A 21,748-nucleotide genomic window follows, 5' to 3' on the forward strand; every position below is an offset into this window, starting at 1 on the left:
CACCTCGGACAGGGTGTGGCCTGGATGGGCCGGGCCGCGACCGATATGGTTCGGGCGTACGGGACCGCGGCGGTTCCCGCACCCATCGCGGTGGTCGATCCCGCACCGACAGCGCCGATCAGGACCCTCACGCCGGACCTGGAAGCACAACTCGACGCGCTCGCCGACTCCGAACTCCCGCCCGCGACCGATGTGGACCACATCGAGATGCCCGCCGACGTTCTCGTTCTCTTCGAGACTTCCGAGACGAAACCCGGCAACGACGTGCCGCGAATACAGTCCGGGCTGTATTCCGACGATCCGAGCAAGCCCCTCGCACCGGTTACCGACGGCGATACCGCCATCGCCGTCAATCCGCCCGCCGACCTGCGCGCACTGTTCAACACAAAGCCCTGGAAGCCGACGCTGCCACTGACAATTCACGACTTCGACGGCAAATCCGAACTGGCCCGCGCGCTGCGCACGGTGGACCCGTCGCTCGTGCGCAGCGACCAGCCGGGCTTCTCCGCGGCACTACCCGGCCTGCTGCAATCGCTGTCCATGTCCGGCGTCGAAACGTATGTCGGGCAGGACACCACCAGCATGATTCTGGACGACGCCGAGGCGGGCGATGCGATCGTCTTCGTGAAGAATCCCACGGGCGACCGATATCTCAAGGTGACGCTCTTCGACCCACGACCTGTCCGGATCAACGCCGGCACATCGATCGAGGGTATCGCCCAGGCCGAGGACGTGGTCCAGCACGACGACCGCGAGAACTACGACTACCGGAAGACCGCCGGTCTGACGAACGATCTCAATGCCGACGCCACCAACCAGAACACTCCGACGAATATCCCGATCGCCGGCGACATCGTCAAACATACCAATTCCAGTGGTATGGTCCGGCAGTCCACCAATTACGCCCGCTTCGGCGTGCAGGGCAAAACGAAGGCCTACAGCCACGTCGTGCCCGCACTCATCGAGATCGGCGGGCCCGAGGGTGTGCTGTGGGTTTCCGGAAACGTCGATCTCACCACGATGGAGAATCCGACCGGGTATGTCGATCCGGCGGATGAAACCCCGAAGGACGGCACCGCACCACACCCCAAGGAATCGAAGGTCATCGAGATCACCGATTCGGAGGAGAAGGCCACCGCACCGAAATCGAATGCGGACAAGGGCACGGATGCGACGCCGCTCACCGACCCGAAAACAGATCCGTCATCCGATCCGCCACTGAGCTCGAAAAAGCAAGGGAAGCAGAAGGCTGCGGATCCGAAGCAGACCCTTGCGGCAGCCGACGACATCGATGAAGCGGGCGCGGTCTGGGCAGCTAAAACCGCGGAGCGGGCCGAGCAGCAGTGGAAGAGACTGGCCGGATTCACGACACACGAGTACGGCGGTGTCGATCCGCCCGCGCGGTTCGATTGGCTGAGTCTGGGAGCCAAGGGCGATTGCTTCATGCTCCTGGTGTTGTCCGCCCTTCGGCCGGAGATGAAACCGAGTGAAACCGGCGCCGCGGTCACAGATCTACGCAAAAAGATCACCGCCGAGATCCGAGCCAACCGAAAAGAATATCTCGAAGATTTCGACAACGCCCTGTCCGGCACCATCCACGACTACCGCGCTGCCATCATCGCGCAGACCAAGGACAAACAGTCTGCGGCCATCGACAGGATCCGCGCCGCGGCGACCGCCGCGCAAGGAGATTTGGATACGATCTTCAAAATCGCCGACGCCGATAAGTCGAACGGTGTCGGTAAGCTGCTCGAAAAAATCGGAAACCAGCCGAACACCTCGGCCGGATTCCCGGAATTCAGAAAACTGTACACCGCGCAGCAGGAAGGGCGACTCGGCGAAGAATTCGACAAGCAAGTAAAAGACCTGGAAAACCTGGGGAACTGGAAAACACTGATAGACGCCGTTCTTCCCAAAGCCACCACGGCCGTACTGAAGCCCCATAAAATTCTACTCACCATCAGGTACTCCACCTTGGACGGCGCCCCGATCGTGATCGGCGACGAGAGTTCCGCCACCCGCGAGTTCAATGGCCTGAACCACCTGGACCACTATTACCTCGCCGTACCGAAACCGGGTTCGGGGTTGAAGAGCATATTCACCGCACGCCAACCCACTCCCGCGAAATCCGGACCGGCTTCCAAGGCGACCGACACCGAGCCCATCACCTTCGTCGACATACCGACCACCGACATCGAGCTCCCGCCGACGTTCGCCCCCGCTGGCCCGGACACCGGCAGCACGGTCACCCCGCCCCTCGACGAACTACAAGGCGACCCCGCCGAATCCGCCTCGCACGACACCGAGGACGTGTACGACCTGGACTCCTTGTTGACCGACAGCGACGGCTCGGATGTATACGACCTCGACTCCCTGTTGAGCGACAGCGACACCACGGACGTGAACGACCTCAACTTCCTGTTGAGCGGCAGCGACGACGACGCCAACTTCCTGCTCAGCGACAGCGACGACTCGGACGACGATTCGCCGCGACCAGGCACAAACCGCCCGGCAATCCCGCAACGCACCTCGTCGCTGAGGTGGCGAGCCGATTCCGGCCCCAGCACACGCCACCCCGACGGTTCGACCTCGCCCGTCACCCAACAGCCCGTGGCCGACGACCCAATCATGCCCGCGCCACCACAACGTCTGCGCCGCATCGGGAACCAACGGGTACACCGCCCGTCCGAGGACCCGGTAATGCCCAGACCACCACGCCCCCTGCGGCACATCACCGCCCGGCTCCCGGGAGGTTCCGTCTCCGCGAACCAGCCGGACGGCACGACACATACCCCCACCAACTCGGACGTCACCCACTCCTCGGTGGACACGACCACCGCGAACACCCCGTTCCAATGCGTCGTCGACGTCCTGAGCGCCATCAAGAAGGAGACCGGCAGCACCAAGATCCGCGTACCGACGAAACCGTCGTCACTGCCGGGCCGCTCACGGCGCGCGCTGCGCTGGTACAGCCGCGGCCGTCTGCGCGGATACACCGACGAACACGAGATCGAACGACAACTCATCGTGCACGGCCCCGGTGCCCAGGCACTGGTCGTCGGCGAACATCGCACCCTCAACGGAAACGGCATCGGCGCCCACGCCTATCGGATGGTCAACGTCGAAGGCGCCGTCATCCGTGTCTACGACGGCCAACAGGCCAGAAGCCCCGGACCCACCACCTGGGCCAGCGTGCACGCCGTCCTCTACACCCCAGACGGCAGGCCGGTCCGCCCCATCCTCCCCCGCCGCCACGATCGCCCCATCCCCGCGCTCCCCGGCCGCACCCGAATCGGCGCACCGGAGCAGACCACACCCGCCGAGACCACCCACACCGATCCCTCGACGACATCCGACACGCACCACGAACCACCCGCAGCGATCACTCCGACGAGCGAAACCGTACAACCGGCCGTCTCGGCCTACCTCTCAGCGGAACGATCCGCGGCCTCCGGGGCGGAGCCCGCGACATCGTCGCCCACATCCCCAGAAGTCGCGAACTCTGCCCCCGGACAGGACAACACGCCGGTAACGACCGATCCCGAGAAGCTGGACCAGCCCACACCACCCACGGACGAAGCGAACGCGTCCGATCGGCGTGGATCGACTCGAAGTTCGAGTGTTCCCCCGGTGTCACGCCGCCGCCGTGACACGCATCGGACCGGACCGAACCCGTGGCGTCCAGCACGGCCGGACCGCCCGCTGACCCGACGCGCGTCCACCGGGACCACCCGCACACCGACCACCGAACCGGTCGACGGCACCTACCTCGGCCAGCACCTGGACAGCCACATGTCCACGCCCGAGACCGCCACCACACACTCCACCAACGAACGCACCCCGTTCACCCCCGACTACGATCCCTCCGGACTGATCGCCGAAGACCTGAGCCCCGAAGAACGACAAGAAAACCTCACTGAGGAACAACGAGCAGAAAAATTCGCCGCACCCCCTGTCCTCGCCGATCTGACTCGACGCATCGGCACAGTACTGGTCAACCACAAGGGCGAAGTAGTCGTTTTTCTCTTCCCAGGCGTTACCGTAAAGGCCAAAAGACGTACAGGGCCCGACGGAAAAACCTACTTCGACATAAAAAGGTACAAGAAGAATCCCGTCACCATATCAGCCGAGATGGCGAGTGGCCTCGTGTACATCCCAGGCTGGTTCGGCACCAGTGGTACCCTGCACACGACCCAGGCTACCAACGAAATCACCCGTTTCGAAACACGCGACGAAACCACCGGCGAATTCAGCATCACCACCATTTCTAATCTCGACCGCGTTGTCGCCAAACCAGGTATCGGGGATCAGCGACAAATAAAATTCGTCGACAGCAAAACCTGGATCACCGTCACCACCCCACCTGAGGTCCTCGTGACACCGGCACTGACCGACCGCACCACCAGCCCCATATTCGCGACCGGAGCCGATGGAAAACCCGTGGTCCGATCCCGCGACGCCCGCCAAGGACTGATCGGCGACTGTGGTCTCATCGCGCCTCTCAAAGCCATGGCCGACCGCAACCCTCAAGCCATTCTCGATATGATCCGCGAACACGACGACGGCACCATCGAAGTCCGCTTCTTCGACCAGGGACATCCGGTCTGGGTGCCCGTCGACAAATGGATCTACACAGACCCCGGCACCGGCGAGGGATACGCCGCGGGACACCGTGAAGGCGAACCCCTCTGGGCCCCCATCATCGAGAAGGCCTACGCCGACCGCTTCGGTGACGATAACGGATACGAGGGTATCGTCGGCGCCTCTCTCATGGTTCTCGAACGACTCGGCCGCGGCCACTACGAGCCAGGAACCCGCACGTGGCAACCCACACTCACCGTAGGCGGCATTCACCCGCTACACCCTCTCCAATACGACTACGACACCCTCTACGAACTCCTCGGCCCCACCACCGACCCCGAATTCCTCCGCGCCATCGCAGGCTCTCACCACGACTGGCAACATGAAGCGAACAAAAAGCGGGACGAAGCCGAGGTCACCATCATGGGCAAATACCCCGATGACCCCGCCGCACAAAATGAAGCCGGTTTGGAGTACCTGAGGACCGAAGACCCCGACTCACCCGCCGGTTTCCGCCCCTTCCTCAACACATTCCTCGCCCGTCACACCACCGACACCGACAGATGGACCACCGAGAAAGACGCCCTCGCCACCTATTACGAGCGTCTGCATCACGACGAAGAACACCAACGAACCCTCACCGGCACCGACCTCGCCATCGCAGATGAATTCGCTCGACGAGTCGACTACATCCTCCGACGTAACGGTACCCTCATCATCGGCACCTGGCCATTCTTCCAAGGCCGCAGGAACGCCACTGCAGTCCCCGGAATTCGCGGCGAACACGCCTACGCCACCCAGGATGTCCAGTACAACTCCACCTATATCCGACCCACCTGGATAATTCTCGAGAACCCCCACGACCACAACCACTTCGATATCAAACCCGTCGCCGGCGTCCAATATCGCATCAACCCCAGACCCACCCGATCCACCCCCCGCCCCGACGGCGTCCTCTACCACAAAGACACCCGGACCAACATCGAATACTTCACCGTCCACGACAACACCACCGGCCGCGGCCCCAACGGCATCATCACCGAACTGGTCGGCGACTTCTTCGCACCCACCCACGGCGCAGAATTCCGCAGAGATCCCAACGGCGCGATATACGCCCTCGCGGCCGACGGAGAACGATACGCACAACTCACCGACGGCCGAAAATTCAAGACAACCAGCGATCACACCTTCTCCTGGATCGACAAACACGGCATCGAACGCACCTACGATGCCGAAGGCGTGGCCTACTGGAAACGACCCGGCACCGATACCTTCAGCCGCGAACCCAACCCCGGCGAACGCCCCGACATGCCACGGATCCCCGGCAGTGGCATCATCGCCATTCAGCCGCACCACCTCGCCAAATTCCAGGCCATTGAAAGCGGTGGCACGGCCGCATACGCCGCTTTCGGACCCGAACCCGCGACCGCCAAAACAAATAATCGCGCTACGGCGGCAATGGGTTTCGCCGCCAACTTCAACCCGAACGCACCGATCACAGTCCCGCGCAAATACAAGTACGGCCCATCAGGCATGGACACCACACAATTCACCACCCACGCCGGAGCACCACCGCAAGAATTCTCCACACTCGCCGAGATCAGTAACCAACTAACAGACAACAAATCGATGGCATTGGTCATCGAGGTATCCCACGGCCCCACCGACACACACGGCGTCGGCGCACACCTCCTCGTCTACTACAACAAGAACAACACAATCCACGTATACGACCCCGCAACCCACAAATCCCACCTGCTCACCGACCACCCCACCACCAACGTGCGCACATTCGCCGCGGTCGTCTACACCCCCCAAGGCAGACCACGCACCGCACCCGATTCGACGTCCGGGCCCGAGGCACTGGCCGACACCCGTATCGGCGCGACCAACACACCTCGCAACCCAGCCGAACGATGGAAGACAGCTGATACGGCACGCTCTGGTCCCTCGGCAGCATCCGGTACGCACACCGTCGAGGCCGAACCATCGGAGACGGTGTCCGATCATTCATCCGAGCACTCGATACCAACCACCGAGGCGGACGATGCTCCAGCCGATAACGGGGCGTCCGGCACACAGGATACCGATGCGGAATCAGTGATCTCCGCCCCAGACGTCGAGTCCGACGGCGACCGCTCCATAACAGACGAGTCCGACGCAGGTTCGGTGATCTCCGACCCAGACGTGGAATCCGATGACGGCCGCACTGTAACAGATGACGCGCGTTCGAATTCCGGTTCCGCCGACAGCGAATCGGTCGTACACGATAATTCGGACGACGAATCGATCAAGTCGTTCGAATACGATTCCATCGAGCCGGTACCACTGCGACACACCACCTCCCCCGACGGTCACGATGTCACCGATGGGTCGGCCACACCAATCGTCGAGGCACTATTCCATCCGCTCCGACCGGATTCGGTAGCTCTGCACAAACTGCTGGGGTCGGTCGCCGACCCCGAGTTCGTCAGCCAGCTGGCCGGTTCGTACGACGAGTGGAAATCCACGGCGCAGGATCCGAGTTCCGGCGTCGCGTTCACACAACATCTGGACGAGAGGTTCCCGAACAAATGGGTCGCGGAGAAAGCGGCCGTCGCGCAATTGCTCGACACGATGAGCAACGAACCGTCCGACGATCGGACCCTGGACGAGGATGACGACGACGCGGTCGAGCAAGGCCGCTCGTTGCTCCGGCGGATCGATTCCCTCGTGCGGGGCGGCGCCGAGATCGAACTGAACACCTTCGGTGACGTGGCCGCTCCGGGACTGTACGGCGGGCGCGGCTACAAGGTTCGTGCGGTTGAGGTTGAGTACGACGACAAGGACGGCACACCGCGAGGGATTCTGCTGGAGAATCGACACGCGTACGACGGCATGCCCATACCTGAAAGTGGTATCGAATACCGCCTCGATCCGAAGGCCGGACATGCACTGCACGGTGCGGACGCCAAATTCTTCAAGGCATGGCGTGACGGCACAGAATTCCAGGTCGCCGCCGACGGGGCGATTTACGGAATCTCCCGATTCGGCTACCGTTATGCTCGAATTCCCGACAAGACCGGAAATAGCGGAAGCGGGACGGTACCGGGATACACCGAGTACAGGATCACCGATTACACCAGCTCTCAGCGAACATCGGAGGGATTCGCCAGCCATACGGAGTTCGACGAGATCTCCGATATCCCCTCTCCCGACATGACCATTCCACCGGGCGGCGGCCTCATCTTCGTCAAACTCGAGCACATGCCGAAATTCGCATCGATGTCGATCAGCGGCTTCACACCGAATGCCGACAACGTATCCGGCGGACGTACCACCGAACCAACCGTGGACGAAAAGACCGACGGCACGAACTCTCCCGACGACGACCAACTGCCCGAGCTGTCCACCGCCGAACGGGCCGGACAGGAGTCGCCACCGCAGACGCACACTCCCGCCCCAGCCGTCCGGCACCGGATCGAGCGACCAACCTTGCCCGACGACCAGCGATTGGACCTGCTCACCACCCATGCCGAGAAGGAACGGTATCTACCCACACTCGGTATTCCGGCCGATCCGATCGCTGAAAACAACCCCAGACGGCTGACCACGATCGATCGCAGTGGGCGACCGGAGCGTCTTCCGCTCCACGGCGAGAATTTCGTCCAAAAAATCATGTCCGACGACGGGGAGCCGTATTACAAGTTCGCGGCCACGAGTGGAAAATCCCGGGAGATTCCCGCGGTACTACTGTCCGATGGATTCGAATTCCGGCCGGATGCAGAAGGAAGTTCATCCGGCACCCTGGTGTGGCATATAGAGAGCGGCGAGATCCGTATTCACGGCCGCGACTCCCGCGGTATCCCGACCGCAGTCGTCGTTCCAAGCGGTGAGAATCCGACTGAATCACTTTTGGTAGCGAAGCCGGGCGAGGGCGGCTCGTGGTCGATCAAGCGGCCCGACGATTCGGAATGGGTACATATCGAAAAACCGGAACAGGTACTCGAACCGTTGCCGGTGCTCGAGAAACGGTATGGCGATCCGATGTACGGCGAGTTCGGACCACAGCCGCAGGATGTGAGCCAGGGAGGCGCCGGGAACTGTACTGTACTGTCCGCCCTGAAGGACCTGGCGATACGTGACCCCGAGGCCATCCGAGAGATGCTGGAGGAACACGACGACCACACGGCGAGTGTGCTCTTCTTCGTCGACCACGAGCCCAAATGGGTTCGGGTGGAGAAAGAGATCTATGTCATCCCGGATACCGGAACAGGATATTTCTTGCGACAGCGCCGCGGGGGGCCGTTGTGGGCGGCCATGATCGACAAAGCTTACACCAAGGAATTCGGTCTCGATAATGGTTATCATGACCTCGCAGAGGATCCGACGGTGGTTGCCGACCGCCTCGGCCGCGGATACCGCAGAACCGAAACCGGAAAATGGAAACCACTTCCGTCACGCGCTGAAGAGACACTGCATCCGCTCGCGCTCGACGCAACTACCTTGCACAAGCTACTGGGCCCCGAATCGGATATAAAATTCGCCGAGGCTGTCGCCCATTCCCTCGACGATTGGATCAAAATCGGCGACGACGGCATTCAAAGTCTTAAATCGTCCAGGTTTGAAAAGTACCTCCACAATAAATACACGCCGAACTCAAAGGACGGCGATCCGGATCATTCCTGGGTAGCGGAGATGAACGTCCTTCAAGGATATTACGGTGACGTAGCCGCAGTATCGCACACCAGCACTCTGCCTGATGAATACATCTTCGTCGCTCAGGCCTTCGCTCGGCGAATCGCCGAAATACTGAAGAACGACACGATGGTGGTGTTCGGTACACATTCGTTCGGATCCGGCGTAGAGAACAGTACCGAGGTGCCCGGACTGCTCAGCTCGCATGTTTATCCGACCCTCGATGTGGAGTTCAGTCGTCGTACCGGCCAGCCGGTGTTCTTCCTGATGGACAATCCGTACGACGACAACGGCGAATACCCCACACCGATCCCTGGCATCGAATATCGACTCAACCCCAAACCCAACGAGACCACCCTCGTCGAACGGGGCGTCTGGTATCGCAAGGACGAAACCACCGGAGTGAAGTACTTCAAGGTCGATGACGCCACGGCCGGACGCGGTCCGATCCCCAGCGTCCTCGACGGTGTGATCAGCGACTTCTTCTTCACCAGCAAAGGCGCGGAGTACCGCGTCGACCCGGACGGCACCGTTCGCGGCTTGACCCGCGATGGTGCGCGATACCTCAGAACACCGGACAGAACCGAATACAAGGCCACACAGGCAGGCGTCTTCCGACGTACTACCGACGGGGTCGAGTCCCGTACCTCACAGGAACCCGGATCCCTGGAGGACATCACCGTTCCGGACCGTGGCGGCATCGTCGCTGTCGGATTGGAACATGTGCTGAAGTTCAGGACGACGTTCGTCCACGGCCCCGGAGCGCACCAGGAACGCGAACCCCGGCACACCGATGACGCGGACTCGCATCCGGATTCGGAAGACCATGAAACCACCTCGGTTATCGAGAACCCGCTCCACCCACTACGCCTCGGCGCGAACGCCCTGCTCAACCTGCTCGGCGACGACGCCGACAGCGCCTTCGCCGAACAAGTCGCCGAAACCTACGACCAGTGGAAACAAGCGACGACGAACACCGCATCCATCCGGGAGTTCTCGCGGTATCTCGACGACCGGTTCCCCGGCCAGTGGTCGACCGAGAAGTACATTCTGGCCAAGTATTTCGACGCGCTGAACGACCGGTTGTTCAAGCAACTCGAGCTCGACGGCGATCAGGTCGCCGGCGGGTGGGCACTCGCCCAGCAGATGCACGATCTGATGCGCGCCGGCAACTCGGTCGAACTCACCACGCACCCGTTCGACAGCGGCGACAAGGACAGCGATCCCGATGTGCCCGGTCTGCTCGGCAACCAGCCGTACTCGGTGCGCGGCATCAAGTACGACGACGTCTTCACCGACCTACCGGTCGGAATTCTGCTCGAATTCTCCCAGGAAACCGCCGAGGGTTTACCGCGCCCAGCCAATGGTATCGAGTACCGACTCGACACCCAGTTGACCGGCTACACCGAGGTCGGAATCGGTATCTGGTCCCGGATCGATCCCACCGACGGCACCGAATACCTCCGAGTCGACAACGATCGTGCGGGACGCGAACCCGGCGGCCGACTCGAGGACGTCAGCCGCATCTTCGAACATGGTGGTAGCACCGCGGAGTACCGCCGCGACCCCGACGGCACTCTGTACGGGCTCGATGCGCGGGGGACACGTTACGTCCGGACACGGGAAGGCACGGAGCAGACGGTCTCCGGCAAGAACATTGTGCGGACTACACGGGACGGGGTCACCAACAGGCAACTCGATTTCATGTCCGTCATGCTGGGTCCCGGCTCGACCCCCCTGGATTGGCGACTGGCCGCGGCCCGGCCCGGCGGGGTGGTCCTGATCCTGCCGCGACACCTGGCGAAATTCCGATCGATGACGATCCACGCAAAACCCGACACTGGATCACCGGCAGACGACATACTCGCACTCGATGAACGGGAGACGCAGTCGACCAGTACCGGTCCGGACGCAGTTCTGGATCCAACGCAGTGGACGAACAACGTCGCAGCCGGGCCTCTGATGCATCCGCTGCGGTTCGACGCGGACACCTTGCGCGGCTGGCTCCGCACCGACCGTGCGTTCGCCGAACAACTCGCCGGAACCTACGACCAGTGGCACGAGGCGACAACCGACCACGGCTCAAGTGAAGAATTCCGCCGATACCTCGACAGCCGATTCCCCGAACAACGGGAAACGGAGAAAACCACCCTCACCCACTACTTCGAGACCCTGAACGAGAGCCGCAACGCAGACCGGCGACTCGACGACCAACAGATGGCGCTGGGCCGTGCGATCGCCGGGCAGATCGACACGCTGATGCGCGACGGCAAAGCCGTCGAACTCACCGCACTCCCGCTCGACCAACACGACGACTTCGGCATTCCGGACGTCCCGGGACTCCTGGGTAATCGAGCACACACCGTACGCGCTATCGAATACGCCCCAGAGACCGGCGAGCCCACCGGGCTCCTGCTCCAACACTCACGAAACACCCGAGGGCCACACCCGGACCCGGCCAAGGGAATTGGGTACCGGCTCGATTCGCAGACGACCGGCTACACCAGGGTCGGCGAGAACATCTGGTCGCGCATCGACCCCACCGACGGCACCGAATACCTCAAAGTCACCACCACCAAGGCAGGACGCCGACCCGGCGGCCGACTCGCCATGGTCAGTGACATCTTCCAAAGAATCTGGTCCGGCCGTGCCGAATACCGACGCGACCCCGACGGCACCCTCTACGGACTCGCCGAGAGCGGAACACGCTACGTCCGCACACGCGACGGAACAGAACACATGGTCACGACCTCTGACGTCATACGCCGCGACACCAACGGCACCGTATACATCACCGACCGCGGAACCGGCTCGACCACAGTGCGAACATCGGACGGCGACATCATCGAAGCCGATGACTACCGCGTTCCGGACCCCGATCCCACCCTCGCTGACCCCGAAGTCCTGGTCCGCGTCGGACTCGAACACCTCCCGAAGTTCACATCGATGCACACCACAGCACGCGCCCGACGAGGCGTCATCGAGGCCGACAACGGAAACTCCACCCGATTCGCCTCACTGACCGACGGCATGCACAACAGCCTCGGACTCGACAGCCACACCTTCGACGACTACGCCCTCAACGACGATGCCTCGGACATCACCGACGACGCCTCCGACACCAGCGACGACTCCTGGGGCAGTTGGGACCCCACCCGGGACGATGCCCCGGACGCCACGGGAGACCAGACCGACGCGAGGCCGCCTACCGACGATGAACCAACCGACGGTGGAAGTGGAACACCCCCCGCACCCGTACCGACCACCCGGGACAAAACACCCGCCTTCGACCCCGGTGAAGGCACCTATTTCGGACGCCACCTGCTCCGACAACTGAAATCCACCCACGAAGCACCACGCCACCACCCCACACCGACACCCGACTACGAACCCGCCGACGGCTCCTACCTCGGCGACCACCTCACCGACCAACACATCACACAAGACTCCGCTATGCGTGCCCCACCGGCACGAAAAACCCTCGAACCGACATTCGACCGAAAACTACTCGAACCCCAGAAGCTCGCTCCCGAAGAACACTGGAACCAACTCGACCACAAACAACGATTCTACGATTACTCCGCCCTGCCGATCTCGATCAACCTACGCCTGCCGGATACCCTGAACAGGCGTCCACTGCTGACCGTCGTCGACCATAAGGGAAGATTGTTCCAATTCCGCAACCAGGGCAAGGAATCGGTCACTCTGACCAAGGACGACAACGGCGACGAATACTACGAAATCACCACATACGACGGGATCCGTGAACATGTTCCAGTCACGCTCCTGGACGACGGATTCACATTCCGACCGGACCCAGCGGGCAGCAAAACTGGCACTCTGATCTGGCGGGTATCGGAAACCAGGGCCCGTTTCCAGGGCCGGAAATCCGACGGTACTCTTGATATCGTCACAATTACTTACGATGACCCGACTGTCGTTGGGAGACCGAACGGCTCGTCCTGGGCGGTCAAACGCCTCGGCGACATCGAATGGCTCGACTTCCAAGTCCCCGACGAGCTACTGCCTACATACATGCCGGCACTCGTCGACCGCAGCGGCTCGCCCATGTTCAGCACCACCATCGACGGGAAACTCTGGGCCGACCCCGGAAACGTACGCCAAGGCCTGGCCCCGGACTGTGGGGTCCTGGCACCCCTCAAAGCACTCGCGATCGACCACCCACAAGCCATCATCGACATGATCGACGAACACAAGGACGGCACCGTCAGCGTCCGATTCTTCGTCGACAAGAAACCCAAATGGGTCCGCGTCGACAAACACATCTACACCGACCCCGACACCGGCGAAGGCTACTTCGTCCAACATCGCGAAGGTGAACCGCTCTGGGCCGCCATCATCGAAAAGGCCTACGCCAAGGAATTCGGAAAGGGCAACGGCTACCACAATCTCACCACGGAGCCATCCATAGCCGCTGATCGCCTCGGCCGCGCATACCTGGAATCACAATCCGAAACCTGGCAGCCCTACCACTCACGCACCGAATGGTTCCTGCACCCCTACACACTCGATATCGATGTCCTGATAGATATCCTGGGACCAGACGCCGATATAGAGTTCGCCAGAGCGGTGTCCAGATTCGATGCGCCGCACGACGCTTTCGCCGACTTCGCTGCTCGGATACGTCGTGATCTCCCCGACCCCCCGCAAAAGAACTGGCAGCCACAACGCGACGCCCTGCTGGAATATATCCGGGTTATCAAGGACCCCAGGCTCAACCTGCTGGAGCGCTACCCGACCGTGGCACAGTGGGCCGCGGAACGTATCGACTACCTGATACGCCACGGCGCGATAGTGACTCTCGGCACACACCCGCACAAGACGCATATCGAGGACGCCTCGATAATACCGGGCCTCATCACCCAACATGCCTATACAACACTCGGTGTCCAACGCAATACGCAACAACGCCCCGAACGAATCGTGTTGGAAAACCCACACAGGGGCAGCGCCGAAGGCAGATACCCCGTCCCCGTAGCGGGAATCGAATACCACATCGACCCCAAGCCTGACGACGCCATCGACCTCGGCGATGGAATCCGCTACCGCAAGGACGAAACCTCCGGCATCGAGTACTACCACACCGAAAACGCCACCTCTGGCCGCGGCGAGAACGGCGCACTACGCGACATCGTCACCGACTTCTTCACCCCCGACGGCCCCGCCGAATACCGACGAGAAAAACGCGGCAACGAATACATCATCTACGGCCTCACACCCACCGGAGACCGCTACGTCAAACTCCCGAACGGCACCGAATACAAAGCTATCGCCATCGACGACCACGGCAACCGCCAGCTCTTCGAACGCACACTCGGCGGAGTGGAAACCCCCCTCACCGACAGCCCCGGCGGACGATTCGACTACACCATTCCGGACCGAGGGGGCATCATCACCCTCGAGCTGAAACATCTGTCCAAGATCATCGTGCTGTCGGCGAGCGGTGTCGGGGCGCACAACGTATACGGTCCCGAACCTGCCACAACCGACAGTGGCACCTCCCGCACAGCCGCTATGCGGCGAGGCAGCCCCAGCAGACTCCCCAGCCTCGACGACCAGCTGGCATCACCCCCGGCCGCAACTCCGCCAACCACACGCTCAACACCCGGATTCGCCGATATCATTGCCGCCCGACTCGATTCCCTCATCGGTGGCGGCACGCCATCCAATTTCACGAACAGTGTCCAGCAGGACGTGATCGACTTCGATGACCCCGAACACATCTCGGCTTTCGAATCACTGGCCGATGTCCTGGACCAGGCTTTCGAGGACGATCGCACCGCAGGTCCGGACCCCGGACCGGGCGCACGCGATGCAGCCGGACCATCGCAGACAGCGGCCGACAATTCATCCGAGCGTTCGATGCCGATCACCGAGACCAGCGATGTTCCGGCCGATGACGGGGCATCCGACATGCACGAGGCCGAGGTGGGACCGGTGCTCTCGGACAGAGACGTGGAGTCCGGAGGCGGTCGCTCCGCGATAGACGAGTCCGACGAGGGCGAGATCGTCTCCTACGTCTTCTCATCGGACGAAGAAACCTCGGAGCCCGGACCGGCCACGGGCTCGGTGATCTCCGCCGGAAACCAATCCGATGAGGGTGAGATCATCTCCTTCGCCTACTCATCGGACGAGGAAGACACCGCATCGGTGAAGTCGTTCGAATACGATTCGATCGAGCCGGAGCCGCTGCATCGCACCGCGGATTCCAGCGGGATCGGTGTCACCGACGGGTCGGCCACGCCGACTGTCGAGGCGCTGTTCCATCCGATCGGATCGGCTATGGGAGCCCTGCACACACTGTTGGGGTCGGTCGGCGACCCCGAGTTCGTGGACCTGGTGGCCGGTTCGTACGACGAGTGGAAGTCTGCGGCGGAGGATCCGAGTTCCGTCGACGAGTTCGTGCAACATCTGGATGATCGGTTCCCGAACAAATGGGTCGCGGAGAAAGCGGCCGTCGCGCAATTACTCGACAAGGCGATCAATACACAATCGGACGATCGGACGCTGGACACCGACGACGATCACGCGACAGAGCAAGGTATCTCGATGCTCCGGCGCATCGATTCCCTCTTGCGGAACGGTGCCGCGATCGAGGTGAAAACATTCGGGGACGTGGTCGATTCGGGGCTGTACGACGGACGCGACTACAAGGTACGCGCGGTCGAGTTCGACGAGGACACCGGCACACCGCGAGGGTTGCTGCTGGAGAATCGGTACGCGCACGACGGCATGCCCGAGCCTGACAGCGGCATCGAATACCGCCTCGATCCGAAGGCCGGAAGCGCGCTGCACGGTGCGCACGCCAAATTCTTCAAGACAGCGGGCGACAACGCGGAATTCCAGGTGGACGCGGACGGTGTGATTTACGGAATCAATCCCCGAGGTGACCGCTACGTCCGCATTCCGGACCAGACCGGAACTACTCCGGATGATACGACAACGCCGTATACCGAGTACCGGACCAGAAATCTCACCATCACTCGACGCACACCGGACGGACACGAAAACCGTACGGAGTACGACGACATCTCCGAGATGCCCTCTCCCGATGTGACCATTCCGCCGGGCGGTGGCCTCGTCTTCGTCGGCCTCCAGCACCTCCCCAAGTTCGCGTCGATGTCGATCAGCGGACATGCCGCCGAGCCCGCCGTGGACGAGAGCACCGACCATCCGAACTCACCCGAACTGCCCGAGGAGTCCACTGCCGTACGGAGCGAACCGGAGTCGCCACCGCGGACGCGTACCCCCGCCCCGATCGTCCGGCACCGGGTCGAGCGGCCGCAACTGTCCGAAGAGCAGCGATCGAACAGGCTCCCCACACCCGGCGTTCCGGCCCGCCCAATCCGCGAGAACCATTCCGACCTGCTGATCACGTTCGATCGCGCGGGGGATTCGGTGAATTTCCCGCGACGCGGCAATATATTCGTCGAGAAAATAACATCGAGCGACGGAGAATCGTATTACAGGATCGATACCGGAAGTGGGGCGATCCGCGAGTTCCCGGAGGTGCTGCTGTCCGATGGATTCGAATTCCAGCCGGATTCGGAGGGCAGCTCCTTCGGTGCCCTGCGCTGGTACCTCCCGTATGGCCAGGTCCGCATCCACGGCCGCGATTCCGACGAGAATCCCACCGTAGTCACCGTTCCGAATTTCGAGAGACCGAAGGAACCGCCGTTGGTGGCGAAACCGGGCGAGGACGGCTCGTGGTCGATCAGGCGGCCCCACGAATGGGAATGGGTGCGTATCGAGAACCCGGAACGCGCCCTCCAGCCGTTGCCGGTGCTCGAGGATCGGCACGACGATCCGATGTACGGCGAGCACGGGCCCCGGCCCCAGGATGTGAGCCGGGGAGTCGCCGGGAACAGGAGCGTGCTGGCTGCCCTGAAGGACCTGGTGATTCGTGATCCCCGGGCCATCGAGGAGATGCTGCACGAGCACGACGACCACACCGTGAGTGTGCTCTTCTTCGTCGACGACGAGCCCAAATGGGTTCAGGTGAACAAAGAGATCTACGTCCACCCCGATACCGGAGCAGGCTATTTCGTCGCACAGCGTCGCGGCGGGCCGTTGTGGGCGGCGATCATCGACAAGGCGTACGCCCAGGAGTTCGGCGGCGACAACGGTTACCACGACTCCGAAGCGGACCCCACGGTGGTGGCCGTCCGCCTCGGCCGCGGGTATCGCAGAACCGGCACCGGAGCATGGCAGCCGTTCCCGACACGCACCGAGGACACCCTGCACCCACTCGAACTCGACGCGGACACGCTTCGGACGTTGCTGGGAACCGATTCGAATATCGAGATCGCCGAAACCATCGCCCATTCCCACGATCATTGGATCGAGAACCGTGGCGACGACAACCGGCTCACCGAAGCGCAAGCATTGGTGCACTATCTGGACGACAATTACTCACCCGACCCGCCGGACGAGAAAACCTCCATTTCCTGGGGGAAGGCGATCGTCAAGGTCGCGGAATACTACACTTCCATCACCGCGGAGCCGGTTACATCGACACTGCCCGATGAATACATGTTCGTCGCTCGGGCCTTCGCTCGGCGAATCGACGACATGCTGCAGAACGACACGATGGTGGTGCTCAGCACACATTCGTTCGGATCCCGTCCAGGCAACAGCACCGCGGTCCCGGGACTGCTTGCCGGGCAGGCGTATCCGACTCGCGGTGTCGAGTTCGACCGGCGCACCGGCCAGCCGATCAAGATCCTGCTGGACAAGCCACGCGACGACACCGCCGACTACCCGAACCCGATACCCGGCGTCGAACATCGCCCCGACCCCCACCCCGAAAAGAGCGTCTCGGTCGAACCAGGGGTCTGGTACCGCAAGGACGAAACCACCGGAATCGAATACTTCAAGATCGATAACGCCATCACCGGACGCGGTCCGGCCCCCAGTGTGCTGGATGGCGTGATCAGCGACTTCTTCCTCACCAACAACGGCGCCGAATTCCGCCGCGACACCCACACCGGCATCGTCCAGGGCATAACCACCGACGGCGCCCGCTACACCAGAACAACCGACGGAACCGAGTACAAGGCCACACCCGCGGGCATCTTCCAACGCACCGCCGAAGGAATCGAATCCCGCACACCACACCAATCCGGATCCGCCGAAGACAAAACCATCCCGGACCAGGACAGCATCATCGCCGTCGGACTGGAACACGTGCTGAAGTTCGAGAAGATACACGTGCACGGTCCGGGGGCTCACCAAGACCGCGAACCACAGCATGCCGACGCGAACGACACGCATCCACGCACGCATCCGACCTCGACGTACTATTCCCGCACACTGCGTCGCCCCGTTCACCCGGTGCGTTTCGACCCCGCAATGCTCCTGCCGCCCGCACGGCCCGCGAAAGCCGAAGACAGTGCACCACTGGGTGTTCCGGTCCAGTTGTCCGGCCGCACGCGCGATGCCGAAAAGACTCTGACCATCATCGATGCGGCGGGTAACGATCATCGTTTCCCCGGGACAGGGCGAGCACAGGCAACGAAGCATACGGCGGCCGATGGAACGGTGTATCACGACCTCGAGATGCCGGACCGGACGACCATTCGACTCTCGGATCATTTGACGAAGGGATTCGATTTCCAGCCGAATGCGCCGGGTAGCGATTCCTATACCGTGCGATGGGAGGACCTGGGTGGCACCACCCGAATCGAGGCAACTCGTGAGTCCGACGGAGCGCCGAGATTACTCGTGCTGAACTCCGGCACCACGTTCGTGGCACGGCCCGGGGACGGCACATCCCGGTGGATCAAACATCCCAGTGCACCGGAGTGGTACCGCGTCGAGATTCCGGACCACATCCTGCCCCCACTGCCGAAACTCGTTGACCGAAGCGCCGCACCGGTATTCGAGACCGAATCCGGAAACCCGTTGGTACGGCCTCAGCACGTAGGCCAGGGGCGCGCGCAGAACCGCACCCTGTTCGCTGCCATGAAGGCGCTGGCAACCGATCACCCACAGGCGATCTCGGAGATGGTGCACGAATACGACGATGGCATCGTAGGGGTCCGGTTCTTCGTCGATCGCAAACCCAAGTGGGTCTTCGTGGACAAAAAGATCTACGTGGACCCGGATACCGGTATCGGATATTTCGCCCGACACCAAGGCGCGGATCCGCTCTGGCCCGCACTCATCGAAAAGGCATACGCCAAGGAATTCGGCAAGGACAACGGCTACCACGGCATTGCCGCACCGAACTTCCCGCAGCTGCTCGATCGCATGGCACACGCATTCTTGGCATCCGCGCTGCTGGATTACTACGCGCACAGGGCTCGGATCAGCGACACCACGATGCACCCGCTCGGGCTCGCCCCGAACACGCTTCAGAAGTTGCTCGGGCCCGACGCCGACGCCGAATTCATCAACCGGGCCGCGAACTCCTACAACCACTGGCGAGAGGCGCTGGACAACCAGCGAGTGTCGAAGCAGGCGGAAATAGCATCGGCTCATTCCGGAGACGCCGAAGCTGCTCGCACTGCATGGGACGACTTCTTCGCCAACGAGTATCTAGCCTCCGGCCCGGGGTTCCGCAATTATCTGAACTCCCGTTTCCCCGGCGCATGGAAGCAAGAGAAGGATGCTCTCGCGGATTACCACGACAAGTTGAACGGCAGTTCGAACGAGCATCGACTGCCCGACAACCACATCGTCGCGGGGCGGCAATTCGCAAACCATCTCGAGATCTTCCGGGGAGCCGGTATCAATGTACTGCTCGGCACAAAAGATTTCGGCGACAGCGAGACTTCGGCACAGGGGTTGCCCAGTCGGCACGAGTACATCTATCTCGGTATTCAATCGGACAAAAACAATGGCCAGCCGATAGGACTTCTCCTGGACGATCCGCACGAGAAGAACACCACATCTCGCGCCCCGCCCACAGGTATCGAACACCGGCTCGATCCAAATCCCGACGCTGCGACCGAAGTCGCGAGGGGGGTTTGGTATCGCCGGGACCCGCTGGAGGCTATCGAGTACTACCGAGTCGACGACGACGAGGCAGGCCGTGGACCGGATGGCAGATTGGCCGACGTCGTCACCGATCTGTTCGAACCCGCGAACGGTGCGGAGTTCAGTGTCTACCCCGACGGCACCGTGTACGGCGTCGCCCACGACGGTGCGCGCTATGTGAAACTGGAGAACGGCTCGGAGTACGTCCAGGGACCGGACGGACTCGTACGACGGGAACGCGACGGCACGACGTATCGGTTGCGGCCGGGCGAGCCGATCATGGTGAAAAAGGCGAACGAGCAGCAGTGGGAGATCGAGAAGCACCTCACTCCACAGCAAATGATGCTGCCCGTCCCGAAATGGGACGGCATCGTTTTCATCGGCCTCGCGCACCTCCCGAAACTCGAGTCGATATCTACAGCTGGTCGCACCGCACACAAACTCGTCACGACGCCATACTCACTGCCGCTCGATATCACAACGCGGCGACGCAGCACACCACCGACGGAGCAGCATTCGCGCAGTAGTCAGGATCTTGGCAGGCGCGCGGCCTTCCAGCCTGACCTGCTCGCTCGTCACGATTCCGAGACGTTCGACGGGTCGTCGACAGACGGGTTCGCCCTTCCCGAAGTACCCGGTGCGCCGTCGGCCTCGTCCGACGGCGGTGACGGTTCCTATTCCGGCGATCTCCAGCTCGAGCAGCTGTCACTCGAGCACGCGCCCGCCGTACAATCGGCGACGCAGGATGTCGCGACCGGATCCGGTCAGCACTCGCAGACCGAGCACTCCGCGGAGCTGACGGACGCGGAGAAGGCGCTCGCGGCACCGGTGCTGCAGAAGCACCAGGAGCTGGATCAGCTCGACGAGGCGACGCGGGCGAGGGATTTCCCGGTGATCGCGGCTCCGCTCCGTCTACCCGGTCGCACGGACCCGGCGGCGATGCGACAGCTGACTGTCGTAGACCGGAACGGCGACGCACACAAACTCCCCCACCAGGGCAGTTTCAGCACCACACTGATCACCCCGGACGGTGGCGAACCGCATTATCTGATCGACCGCGGCGAGGGGCCGAAGCTGCGGATTCCGGTCGCGCTGTTGGCCGACGCCACCTTCGAGGCAGGGTTGTCCGGTGCGACATCCGGCACGTTGCGCTTGGATACCCCGGGCGGCCAAACCCGCATTCAGTCCTACGACCCGGCCACCCATGTCTCCAATGTGATCACCATCGAGCACAACGCTCTGGTCGTGGTCAAGCCGGCGGATGGCACATCGCGATGGATCAAGAACCCCGGGAAATCGCAATGGTTCCGGGTGACCGCTCCGACCACCGTGCTGCCGAAGCTGAAACTCTCCGATCGGCGAAACGATCCGTTGTACGGCACCTCCCCCAAGGGAGTCCTCCGACCGGTACCACACGACGTTCGTCAGGGCACGCTCGGCGACTGCGGCCTGTTGGCTCCCTTGAAAGCGATGGCGACCGATCATCCGG

General features: G+C 62.3%; 1 protein-coding gene (only partly in view). It reads left to right on the forward strand.

The whole window is internal to a C2 family cysteine protease gene (locus NRB20_RS33030; RefSeq protein WP_153415345.1) on the forward strand: the coding sequence, 49,572 nt in all, runs 12,429 nt past the left edge and 15,395 nt past the right edge, and what appears here is coding positions 12,430-34,177 (codon 4,144, complete, through codon 11,393, partial); the first codon wholly inside the window starts at position 1. Both the start codon and the stop codon lie outside the window.

The organism is Nocardia macrotermitis, from assembly GCF_009604405.1.
Taxonomy (GTDB): Bacteria; Actinomycetota; Actinomycetes; order Mycobacteriales; family Mycobacteriaceae; genus Nocardia; species Nocardia macrotermitis.